At 54.2% G+C, this 11,680-nt stretch carries 8 protein-coding genes and 1 pseudogene; 7 read left to right on the forward strand and 2 right to left on the reverse strand.

Translation table 11 applies throughout. The annotated features are described in order from the left end of the window. Positions 1 to 116 precede the first annotated feature (116 nt). Positions 117 to 794, reverse strand: coding sequence for a Crp/Fnr family transcriptional regulator (locus B5G42_RS11210; protein ID WP_087270370.1), 678 nt, complete (start codon positions 792 to 794; stop codon positions 117 to 119). 295 nt (positions 795 to 1,089) lie between these two features. On the opposite strand from B5G42_RS11210, the gene B5G42_RS11215 reads away from it, so the two are divergent. From B5G42_RS11215 to B5G42_RS11245, 7 genes and pseudogenes are all read left to right on the forward strand, one after another. Next, positions 1,090 to 4,776 carry an acyl-CoA dehydratase activase gene (locus B5G42_RS11215; protein ID WP_242961206.1) on the forward strand — a complete coding sequence of 1,229 codons (3,687 nt, stop codon included), beginning with the start codon at positions 1,090 to 1,092 and terminating at the stop codon, positions 4,774 to 4,776. 353 nt (positions 4,777 to 5,129) lie between these two features. Beyond that, positions 5,130 to 5,955: pseudogene (locus B5G42_RS11220) on the forward strand (HAD-IC family P-type ATPase); the annotation flags it as partial. A 232-nt stretch (positions 5,956 to 6,187) separates the two neighbouring features. Beyond that, positions 6,188 to 7,180 (forward strand): ABC transporter permease, encoded by a 993-nt coding sequence (locus tag B5G42_RS11225; RefSeq protein ID WP_343286698.1) that lies wholly within the window; start codon positions 6,188 to 6,190, stop codon positions 7,178 to 7,180. Next, complete coding sequence (locus B5G42_RS11230; protein WP_087270373.1) at positions 7,177 to 8,154, forward strand: iron chelate uptake ABC transporter family permease subunit; 978 nt, start codon at positions 7,177 to 7,179, stop codon at positions 8,152 to 8,154. The genes B5G42_RS11225 and B5G42_RS11230 overlap by 4 nt, the downstream gene beginning before the upstream one ends. 2 nt (positions 8,155 to 8,156) lie before the next feature. Then, positions 8,157 to 8,909 carry an iron ABC transporter ATP-binding protein gene (locus tag B5G42_RS11235; RefSeq protein WP_087270376.1) on the forward strand — a complete coding sequence of 251 codons (753 nt, stop codon included), beginning with the start codon at positions 8,157 to 8,159 and terminating at the stop codon, positions 8,907 to 8,909. Between the two features lie 46 nt (positions 8,910 to 8,955). Next, positions 8,956 to 9,975 (forward strand): siderophore ABC transporter substrate-binding protein, encoded by a 1,020-nt coding sequence (locus tag B5G42_RS11240; RefSeq protein WP_206404952.1) that lies wholly within the window; start codon positions 8,956 to 8,958, stop codon positions 9,973 to 9,975. 91 nt (positions 9,976 to 10,066) lie between these two features. Next, positions 10,067 to 10,738 (forward strand): peroxiredoxin, encoded by a 672-nt coding sequence (locus B5G42_RS11245; RefSeq protein WP_087238090.1) that lies wholly within the window; start codon positions 10,067 to 10,069, stop codon positions 10,736 to 10,738. A 227-nt stretch (positions 10,739 to 10,965) separates the two neighbouring features. Here the strand turns inward: B5G42_RS11245 and B5G42_RS11250 are convergent, their stop codons facing one another. Beyond that, a complete protein-coding gene (locus B5G42_RS11250; RefSeq protein ID WP_087238088.1) occupies positions 10,966 to 11,196 on the reverse strand; it encodes a helix-turn-helix domain-containing protein in 231 nt (76 codons plus the stop codon). Positions 11,197 to 11,680 lie beyond the last annotated feature (484 nt).

Consider the following 11,680-nt stretch of genomic DNA (forward strand, 5'->3'; position numbering starts at 1 on the left):
ATCTGAATCAATATAATCCTGCTTGTGGTTAGACATAGCTAACCACAAGCAGGATTATTACATAAAACAACAGGACCGTCCGTTGCTATGGCAACGGATAGCCCTGATTTTTCTGTCTATGCGGTTAAAAACTTACTGTCCAAAATTTGAATAACCTGTCCCTGATAAGTAAGAATACCCTCTTTCTGCATTCGGCCCAGTTCTCGGGAAAGGGCGCTGCGATCTACACACAGATAGTCCGCCATCTCTCCACGTCCCATCTCCAAGCGTATCTCACCATTGGAGGCAACTGGAAAACCTTGAAGATAGACCTTAATCCGATTGCGAAGCCGGTTCTGTGCCAAAATACGCATTTTCTGGTTGAGGAATAAAGCTCCTCTTCCCATTTCCTGCAACAAATTGGCGGTTACCCGCATCCGGTATGGACACCCGTTCTCTTGCTGCAGCAACAAAGGGTCAAAGTCCAGATAGAGCACCTCTGTATCGTTAAGGGCATCAATTTGAATGGGGCTGTCTTGGGACATGGAGCAGACCAATGTCTCCCCAAACACGCGCCCCCTACTCAGGCGATCAATGGTTAGTAGATTTCCGTCCTCGCTGTAAAGTGAGATCCTTAAGGTGCCAGACATAACAACACCGGGGCGCTTTTGGCAATCACCGATCCGCAGCAGAATTGTGTCCTTTGGAATTGCCCGCACTTCTCCATGCAGGCAGTTAAGAACATTCTGATACTTTTCTTCCGGAATACCGTCGAACAGCTGGCAACGGCGCATCGCCGCAAAAATCGAACCCATGAGATCCCTCCGTGTTGCTGTGGCAACCGACAAAAACAAAAAGCTTCTTTATAGTTAGCAATAACTAACCATTATTATACTGCTTAGACAATGAAATGTCAATGTAAGGAGGCTGTCTATGAATGGGATCGGTTTAGATTGCGGAACTGCTACTGTCAAACTGGCTATGATCTCACAGGAGAGGGAGCTTTTGTGGTTCAAATCCTCCGCGCATCATGGTGCTGCAGTTCAAACAGTTCGGGCACTTCTCGGCGAACTACTGCAGGCGGATAGCAATGCTTGCGGCTATCCGGTAATGCTTACCGGAAGCATAGGAAATCGACTTTTAGATGTCTGTCCCGGACTTTTAACTCTGGGCGATATTCCCGCCATCCATCGCGGCATCCATCTGCTGGCGCCGGAAGCGAAATCTGTCATTGAAATTGGAAGTCAGAGCGCCCGTTTCCTCACCGCTCTGGATTGTGGCACTCCGCCCAGATTTGCAGTGAATGAACACTGTGCCGGGGGCACTGGTTCCTTTTTTGAAGACCAAATGTCCCGGCTGGGCCTGCGGATCGAAGACTATTCCGAACTGGTAGCAAAGGCTCGCTCCATTCCCCGCCTCTCTGGCCGATGTGCTGTCTTTGCCAAAACGGATATCATTCACCGACAGCAGGAGGGAGTGCCTACTCCTGACATTCTGCTGGGGCTCTGCTACGCAATGGTCCGCAACTATAAAGCAGTCATTGTGCGGGGACTTTCTGTGGAGAAGCCTGTGGCTTTATGCGGCGGAGTTGGCTACAATGCGGGGGTTCTTCGGGCTATTCGGGATGTTTTTGGTCTCACGGAAGAAGAATTGATTTTACCGAAGAATTTCCTCTACGCCGGCGCCGCCGGGGCTGCGCTGGCTGCTCAGGAGGCAGGCACCTGTTCCATGGGAGAACTACTGGCCTCTCTGTGTGGGCAGGATTCAAACACGGAAGACCGGCTGCACCGTCGTCAGCCACTGGGGCCTGATCCCAAGGTTTTTGTATCTGATCCGCCTGTTTCCGGCCATATCCCACCACAGGGCTGCGCTTTGGGCATTGATGTAGGTTCTACCAGCACAGACCTGGTTCTCACGGATCCATTCGGAGAACTGGTGGACTTCCAGTATCTTCGCACCGCCGGAGACCCGGAGGCTGCGGTGCGAAAGGGCCTGGAGAATATCCGCTCCCGTTTTGGGCGGATTCCCCTTCTGGCAGTTGGCGTCACTGGCTCCGGACGAGAGCGGATCGGCCGGCTCATCGGTGCGGATGCCGTGCGAGATGAGATTACAGCCCAGGCAAGAGCTGCCATCCAATGTATGCCCAAAGCAGATACCGTCTTTGAGATCGGCGGTCAAGATTCTAAATACATCTCCCTTCAGAATGGGCAGGTTGCAGACTTTCAAATGAACAAAATCTGTGCTGCCGGAACCGGCTCCTTTGTGGAGGAGCAGGCCGCACGCATGAACATCCCTTTGAAGGACTTCGGCCGCCTGGCTCTTACTGCAAAGGCCCCTGTGGAATTGGGAGAGCGATGCACCGTGTTTATCGAGACGGCTATCCAATCTGCCCAGGCACAGGGAGCCACCCAGGCAGAGGTCGCAGCCGGTTTGTGCCAGTCCATTGTCCGAAATTATCTCCACAAAGTAGTTGGGAGCAAGCCAGTAGGACACCATATTGTGCTCCAGGGCGGTGTGGCCTATAACCCCGGCATCGTGGCCGCTTTCCGCCAGGAATTTGGAGATCGGCTCACAGTCTCTCCCTGCTTCTCCATCAGTGGAGCACACGGCGCCGCCCTGCTGGCACTGGAATCCAAGAAAGGCCCTACCCGCTTCCATGGGTTCGACAGGCAGCCGGAAGCGGAGGTCGCCCTGTCCGCGGAGATTCAACGCAACATCGCCTTTTACCAGCGTGGCCCACGGTTGCTGTTGGAAGGTTATGATCCAACACCTGTCCCCGGAAGGAAAACGGTGGGTGTACCTTTTGCCCTGATGATCCACAAGTTCTTTCCTATGGCAAATGCCTTCTTCCGGCAGTTGGGATTCAATGTACTGCTCTCGCCGTCTACCAACGAGGAGATCATACGCCTCTCCCAACAGACAGCCCAGGCGGAGACCTGTTACCCGGTAAAGCTGATCCATGGTCATATGGCCTGGTTGGCAGAGCGCGGTGTTGACTATATCTTTCTCCCCTCCATCCATACCATGAGGCATGAGACCTCCAAGGTTGAGCACAACTACGGCTGTGTCTATATGCAGACCGCACCTCAGTTGGCCGCCCGTGCCCTTCGTCTGGAGGAGCGGGGCATTGAGTTGCTCAACCCTGTGTTCGATCTGGACTTTGGGCAGGAAGCGATGGCATCAGCTATGCTGGGCCTTGGAAAACAGCTTGGCATCCCCAAACTGCGGTGTCTGCCTGCCCTGATGGCCGGAGCCCAAGCAGTACGCCGGCATACAGCAGCAGTAGAGCGGCAGGGTCGTGAACTGCTTTCCTCTCTGAATCCTGAGGACAAAGTACTTGTACTGATCACCCGGAACTACGGTCTTTCCGATCCGGTGCTGAATATGGGAATCCCTCGTCTGCTGCTGGAACGGGGGCACAAGGTAATTACTCTCTCCCATTTACCTGCTCACGACCTGGATCTGTCAGCGGACTACCCCAATCTGTACTGGCCCTTCGGACAACACATCCTCTCCGGGGCGAAACTCGTGGCCCATCACCCCAATCTGTACGCCGTCTATCTCACCAATCACGGCTGCGGACCGGATACGATGCTCTCCTATCTGTTCCGGAAGGAGATGGGCGAAAAACCCTATCTGCACATCGAAGTGGATGAGCACTTCTCACCAGTAGGCGTTATTACTCGCATCGAGGCATTTCTCCAGAGTCTGGAAAGCCGTTCCTCTCAGCCGCTGCCGGATCACTTTAAGCTCACAGCTGTGGAACACTGCTCTACCAAAGTCGTTGATACCCCGGAATCAAACCACGGCCCTTTATATGTTTTGGATCTGCCGCCGTTTACCACATATCTTAGGAAATATGCTGAAATGGTATGGAATGTGGAAACCCATCCCATGCCTCTGGGCGGCACTTCCCTGGTTTTGGGCCGGGGGGAGACCAGTTCCAAAGAGTACCTTCCCTTCCCCGCATTACTGGGTGGTATTCTGAACGCAGCGGAGAAGGAATCCGATTCCTTTCAGATGCTGATTCCCTCCACTCAAGGCGCGGAGGCCGACGGCCAGTACCCGTGGGCGGTGGAGGCAGTGCTTGCCAACCGGGGACTGGAGCGGGTAACACTGATTTCCCCGGAACTGGAAACTTTGCCGGAGAACATCCCAGATCCAGACCTGTTGTTCCGAGCTGTGTTGGCAGGAGATCTCATACTGTGCGCCCCGCCTGAGCAGCGCAGCGCACTAAGTCCAGACGACATTCCAAATTGGGACAGCCTGAGCACGTTGGCGGCGCAAATCGGAAGCATCCCTGTCAAAAGCCAGCCTCTTGCCGCGGTGGGAGAACCCCTTACGCTGTTTGCTCTAAACGACGGGGTGCTGGGAACGCTGGAAAGGCAGGGCCGGCCTCTGTATCGTGCCCCCCTGAGCGAGTACCTCTGGTTTCTCTGGCGAGATTCCGGAAGTGTCATAGCCGCTTCCTGGACGGATCAAATGACAGAACTGGGGCGCCTATTGGGGGCGAGAAGCAGCTTCTCCAAAGATCCGGAGGGGATGCGTACTGCAGCGGATCAGCTGCTGCCGAGATTTGCCGGAGCCAACGGTCGGTACCGTTTGGCCAAGGCACGGGAACTTGGCCGAACATCGGCTGGTGTGCTGACGCTGGCTCCCCGGTATGAAAACACAGCAACACTGTTGGATATGACTGGTGAAATGGGTGGAATCCCCCACTTACATCTTGCCATGGACAGTGATTGGGACGAGAGCGCCTGGTCCCGCCTAAACTCCTTCCTCTATTACCTGAAATAAACCCCAGAATCATACCCTTTGTCCGTGCAGGCAGTTTATAGAAGCCTCTTTTGTTTTTATCGACCGAGGCTGTAGAAAAAGCACCGGAGGAGTGGTGAAGGAAAAAACCTGTTGTTGATTTGACCCGATGTATGTCCCTGAATATGGATTGTGTCTGGTGGAGCACAGCTCAGGATGGGTGCTGCTCCCCATGCCCCAATCCAGCCGGTAGATGCCATGGTGGTCCGGGGAAGCGGCATTATCCCCGTGGACTGAGTGGTACTAAAAGGTGAGGGCACCGTCAATTTGGCGTCCCCTCACCGGAGAGTCCATCCCAGCCTCCAAGCGCAGGCGGCGTTGTTTGTGCCAGAACTATTGCGGAGGAAGCCAAGCTTCGTAGTTTGCAACATGAGGAGTACCATTCTTTAGGTGGAGTATCTGGTGGCTCACGGCATCGCAAGCACCGTCGATGAGGAGCGAGTCCTCATCGGCAGCGCCCACTTTGTCTTTGAGGATGAGGGCTGCGTTATTCCGGAGGGCGAACAGGAGCGCTTTGACGCCCTGCCGCCGGAGTATTCCCACCTGTATCTGGCGGTTGGGGGACAGCTTGCCGCCGTGATCTGCATCTCCGACCCGCTGCGGGAGGAGGCGAAGGAAGTCCTATCCGCCCTCCGCGCCCTGGGGATCACCAGTACCGTCATGCTCACCGGCGACAGTTACCGTACCGCCGAAGCCATTGCCGCACAGGTGGGAGTGGACGACTTCCGCGCCGGAGTCCTTCCGGCGGACAAGGCGGAGTATGTGGCACGGCTCCGCCGGGAGGGACATACCGTCCTGATGGTGGGCGACGGCATCAACGACTCACCGGCCTTATCCGAGGCGGATGCAGGCATTGCCATCAGCGACGGCGCCGCCATCGCCCGGGAGATTGCGGACATCACCATTGCCGCCGACAGCCTCTGGGAGCTTGTAGAGCTGCGCCGGATCGCCATGGCGCTGATGGCGCGCATCCACTCCAACTACCGCTTTGTCATCGGCTTCAACGGCGCCCTGATCGCTCTGGGCGTAGCCGGAGTCCTGCCGCCAGCCACCTCCGCCACGCTGCACAACCTCTCCACTCTGGGTGTCAGTCTGCGGAGCATGAGCCGGCTGACTACTCAGACGCAGTCCACTCGGGGCAACAATTTGCAGAATGGATAAAAAAAGAATCCTTTCCGCTTGGTAGCTTGTGCTTTTTGCGTGGTTGCACATGACTAACTCCGTGTGCTATAATACACTCACGATGCGCAGTGCGTGATGCATGGTAAGTCCAATCGCCGCTGCGCATCGTTTTTTACAATACGGTTAGTCATAGCTAACCGTATTGAAGAAAGGGGAGGATTGTATCAGACCGTATCGATCTACCATTGTTCTTTCTGTTCTGCTACTTATATTGTCCGGCTGTTCACTGTTTGTGGGCGTGATTGACCTGACACCCGGTGAGCTACTCGCAGGCAATTTTGAGCAGCTGGAGATTTTCCTGATCTCCCGGCTGCCGCGCCTGCTGGCCATCCTATGCACCGGCATTGGTATGAGTGTGGCGGGACTCATCATGCAGCAGCTGTGCAGCAACAAATTTGTGTCCCCAACCACCGGCGCCACCATCTCCTCGGCCCAGTTCGGCATCCTGCTGGCTCTGCTGTTTATGCCGGCCTCCACACTGTGGAGCCGGGCCATTTTTGCCTTTGCTACGGCGATTCTGGGCACCTGGATCTTCGTCTGGTTCATTCAGCGCATCCAGTTCAAGGATGTGGTGATGGTCCCTCTGGTGGGCATCATGTTCGGCAATGTCATCGGCGGCATTACCAACTATCTGGCTTACAAATATGAGATGACCCAAGCTCTGTCCTCCTGGCTGGTGGGCCACTTCTCGCTGGTGCTGAAAGGCCGGTATGAGATCGTCTGGCTGACGGTCCCCCTGGTGGTGCTGGCCTTCCTCTTCGCCAACCATTTCAACATTGTGGGACTGGGCAAGGATTTTTCCAAGAACCTGGGTGTCCCGTATAACCTGGTCCTCTTTTCCGGGCTCACCATCGCTGCCATGATCACCGCCAGCATTGTGGTGGTGGTTGGTTCCATCTCCTACATCGGGCTGATCGTGCCCAATGTGGTGGCCATGTACAAGGGAGACAAGATCCGGGGCACGTTGGTAGACACCGCCCTGTTCGGTGCTATCTTCGTGCTGGTGTGCGACATGATCGGCCGGATCGTAATCGCTCCCTACGAGCTGCCCATCGAGCTGATCGTGGGCATCCTGGGAAGCCTCATTTTCATCGCCCTGCTGTTTTACCGGCTCAAGCATGGCCGCAAGGCCATCCGTCTGGGCAGCGCTGGAACAGGCTGCTGCTCCACCATGCCCAACCTGAAGGGAGGTGCAGACCAGTGAACACGGCTGCCATACGCGCCAACCGGCGCAAACTCCTGATCCTGGCTGCGATTGTTCTTCTTTGTGCAGCAGGATATATGTTGGTGGAGGTCAACTTTTCTAATCCCAAGCTTCTGGCCTACGCCATGAAGATCCGCACCCCCAAGCTCATTGTCATGCTCATTACCGCCTTTTCCATCGGCGGCGCCTCGCTGGTGTTTCAGTCTATCATCAACAACACCATCGTGACCCCCTGCCTGTTGGGCATGAACTCCCTGTACACTCTTATCCACACGGCGGTGGTGTTTTTCCTGGGGTCTGCCAGCGTGGTGGCCTCCAATGCCAACCTGTCCTTCGCGGTGGATGTGGTGCTCATGGGCATTACCGCTACCATTATCTACAGCTGGATCTTCAAAAAGACCAAGCACAATGTGCTGTATGTGCTGTTGGTGGGCACAGTACTAACTTCGTTTTTCAGCAGCATTCAGACTACTCTTACACGGGTCATGGACCCCAATGAGTACGACAACCTGCTGAATACTCTGGTGGCAAGCTTCAGCAACATCAATTCCGAGATCATCGTCTTTTCCCTGATCCTCTTGGCGAGCGTCATCTTCGCACTGCGAAAGGAGCTGGCCCTGCTGGATGTGCTGACCTTAGGCAAGGAGCAGGCCATCAATCTGGGGGTGGACTACGACCGCTGCATCCGCCGCCTGCTGCTGGGCGTGACTCTTTGCATCGCCGTGGCCACCGCCATGGTAGGACCCATCTCCTTTTTGGGGCTCATCATCGCAAACCTGTCCCGTCAGCTGCTGAAAACCTTCCGGCACACCCAGCTGGTGCTGGGCTCGGCCCTGTTCGGCATGATCGTGCTGGTGGGCGGACAGCTCATTGTGGAGCATGTGTATTCCTACTCCGTGCCGGTGAGCGTATTCATCACTGTGGGCGGCGGCCTTTACTTCCTCTATCTCCTCCTGACAAGAAAGAAGGTGTGACCATGCGCGTACAAGAACTGACAAAACAGTATGATGGAAAAACCGTAGTGGATGGCGTGAGTTTCGCCATCCCCAAGGGTAAGGTGATTTCTCTGATCGGCCCCAACGGTGCGGGCAAATCCACCGTCATGGGCATGATCTCTCGGCTTATCGCCCACGACAGTGGACTGGTAGACTTTGAGGGCAAGGACATCGGCAAATGGAAAAGCAAGGAGCTCTCCAAGCGCCTTGCCATCCTAACCCAGTCCAATAATATCCAGATGAAGCTGACTGTGCGGGAGCTGGTGACCTTCGGACGCTTTCCCTATTCAGGCAACCGTGTCACCCCAGAGGATCAGAAGATCATCGACCGAGCCATTGCCTACATGGAGCTGGAAGAATTCCAGGATCGCTTCATCGACGAGCTCTCCGGCGGCCAGCGGCAGCGGGCCATGATCGCCATGGTCATCGCCCAGGACACCGAATATGTGTTGCTGGATGAGCCCACCAACAATTTGGATATCTACCACGCCACCAACATGATGAAAATCGTCCGTCGCCTCTGCGACGAGCTGGGGAAGACGGTGATTTTGGTGCTGCACGAGATTAACTATGCGGCATTTTATTCCGATCATATCTGTGCCTTTAAGGACGGAAAAATCGCTAAGTTCGGCACTGTGGAGGAGGTGATGACGAAAGAGAACCTGTCGCAGATCTATCAGGTGGACTTCGAGATCCTGACCATTGCGGGCAAGCCTCTGTCCATCTACTATTGACCCTTATTTTCAGTACTTTTTAGAAAAGGAGTAACCAAAAATGAACATGAAAAAGATGCTTTCTCTTGCCCTGGCCGGTGTGATGGCCCTGAGCCTCATGGCCTGCTCTGCGCAGAACGGCGGCGATTCTTCCGAGAATACCTCCTCGCCCGGCAGCAGCCAGTCCAGTGAGGAAACCCAGAACAACGAGACCCCTGAGTCTGTGACCATTACCAGCCTCAATGCCAACAAGGAGGCGGCGGAGCTGGAGGTGCCGTATGATCCTCAGCGTATCGCCATTCTGGACATGGCTTCCCTGGACATTCTGGACGCCCTGGGTGTGGGTGACCGGGTAGTGGGCACCGCCGATACCAGCCTTGAATACCTCCAGGATTACATCAACGACGACATTGCCAACCTGGGCACCATCAAGGAAGCCGATCTGGAAGCTGTCATGGCCTGCGAGCCGGATGTCATCTTTATCGGTGGCCGTCTGGCCTCCAGCTACGACGCCCTCAGCGAGATTGCTCCTGTGGTCTACTTGGCCACTGATACCGAGCTTGGCGTAGTGGAAAGCGTGCGGCAGAACGCTACCACCATTGCCTCCATGTTTGGTCTGGAGGACAAGGTGGATGAGCTGATGGCCAATTTTGACGCCCGGATCACCGCCCTGTCCGAATTTGCCGCTGGCAAGACCGCCATCGTGGGACTGGTCACCAGCGGCAGCTACAATGTGCTGGGCAATGACGGCCGCTGCTCCATGATTGGACGCGAAATTGGTTTCGAAAATATTGGCGTGGACGCCAACATCGACACCTCCACCCATGGCAACGAGGCATCTTTTGAGTTCATTGTGGAGAAGGCACCCGACTATATCTTCGTTCTGGATCGTGATGCCGCCATCGGCACCGACGGGGCAAAGCTGGCCCAGGAGATCATGGAAAACGAGTTGGTGATGGGAACTGATGCCTACAAGAACGGCAACATCGTCTATCTGGCTCACCCCGCCGTGTGGTACACCGCCGAGGGTGGTATCTCCGCACTGGACATTATGCTGCAGGATCTGGAGAGCGAGCTGCTGGGTTAACGCTGTTTCAGATGGAGTATTACGGCCTTTCTCCAAAGAACTCATATATCGTTTTCATCGAACTTGACTGCTAACGAAAGGAGCGCTTACCATGGATCAGGAAAACAGAATGCCTCTTATTGGCGACAAGGCCCCGTCCTTCGAGGCTGTCACTACGCAGGGTCCTATCAAATTCCCGGGGGATTACGCCGGCAAATGGGTGATCCTTTTCTCCCATCCTGCGGATTTTACCCCGGTCTGCACCACGGAGTTTATGACCTTCGGCTCCATGATCGACGAGTTCAAGGCTCTCAATACTGAGCTGGTTGGGCTTTCGGTGGACTCCATCTATTCCCACATTGCCTGGCTGCGGAAGATCCAGGAGCTGGAGTGGAACGGTAAGAAGCACATCAATGTGACCTTCCCCCTCATCGAGGATATCCGCATGGAGGTGGCCAACAAGTACGGCATGATCCAGCCGGGACAGTCCAACACCCAGGCGGTACGGGCGGTGTTTGTCATCGACCCCAACGGCGTGGTGCGAACCATCCTGTACTATCCGCTGTCCACGGGCCGCAACTTTGACGAGATCAAGCGTATCATCCTGGCGCTCCAGAAAGCGGACGCCGACGCCTGCGCCACCCCGGCCGACTGGCGACCCGGCGATGATGTCATCGTACCCACCGCTGGCAGCTGCGGCGTAGCCAAGGAGCGGATGGACAACCAGAGCGAGAATCAGTATTGCCTGGACTGGTTCATGTGCTTCCGCAAAGAGTCGAAGTAATACTAAGTTAATTCCCCAATAACAGAAAACCGGTCGAGATTTCATGCACGAGATCTCGACCGGTTCTTTTTTGTTGTATTTCGGTGATTTTGCAAAGACTCTCGGTGATAACCAATAGAAAATGAGCTTCAGAATTTGCAACTGCGTTTATAATTAATTTGCCGTTCCCATTTGAAATGCCGACCGTCCAATATGCTGGAAAAGTATTGCTATGCCTCCTGCGAGCCTCATTTTTCTATCTTTTCTGGTGGTATAAATTCTAATAGATCGCCGATCCCACAATTCAACACCGTACAAAGCCTTGCGAGGACATCTATATCTAAACGAGTAATTTGGTTTTTACAATAATTGTTGATCTGGGTCCGCTGCATCTCAGCTCGATGGCTCAGCATATTCTTGCTAAGACCAGATGCCTTCAACAGCTCGTCCAGCTTAATCCGAATCGTTCCATATTCCACTTGCCAACCCTCCGACCACAAGAAATATGTTGACAAGTTTAGTGTACCCTTGGTAGAATAGAAAAATAAGATATAGAAAGTATTGTCAGACTAATTGCACATATATAATGCACAGTTTTGGCTTGTGCTTTTTAGCCAATATGAATATATAATAATACAAAAAGCGGATAATCTTCAAATTTCAGCAAAACTGCCTAAAACCTAAGCGATTTCTAAGAAACCCCTAAAAATTCCCTATTATAATACCCCCATCGAAACGGTGAGGGGAAACGCACTTTTTGTCTGTTATCCCCGCAAGGGGAGAATATGGCAGGAAATCGTATAGGGAGCAATGAACACCCGCCGGGGGTCAGGGAAAAAAGAGCAACATTACATACCGCAATCCTCCAAGGGGTTGCGGTTCTTTTTTATTCGACACCATTTGTCCTTACTCACTATATACCGCTAAAGCTCGGCAAATATTTCTCTTCGTATGCACTCACCG

It is taken from the genome of Flavonifractor sp. An91, from assembly GCF_002159225.1.
Lineage (GTDB): Bacteria > Bacillota > Clostridia > Oscillospirales > Oscillospiraceae > Flavonifractor > Flavonifractor avicola.

What these genes read in the sequence shown, in the direction of transcription:
- B5G42_RS11210 (WP_087270370.1), bottom strand. Translation starts at nt 794, where the DNA reads ATGGGTTCGATTTTTGCGGCGATGCGCCGTTGCCAGCTGTTCGACGGT.
- B5G42_RS11240 (WP_206404952.1), top strand. Translation starts at nt 8,956, where the DNA reads ATGAAAAAGATGCTTTCTCTTGCCCTGGCCGGTGTGATGGCCCTGAGC.
- B5G42_RS11235 (WP_087270376.1), top strand. Translation starts at nt 8,157, where the DNA reads ATGCGCGTACAAGAACTGACAAAACAGTATGATGGAAAAACCGTAGTG.
- B5G42_RS11245 (WP_087238090.1), top strand. Translation starts at nt 10,067, where the DNA reads ATGGATCAGGAAAACAGAATGCCTCTTATTGGCGACAAGGCCCCGTCC.
- B5G42_RS11215 (WP_242961206.1), top strand. Translation starts at nt 1,090, where the DNA reads ATGCTTACCGGAAGCATAGGAAATCGACTTTTAGATGTCTGTCCCGGA.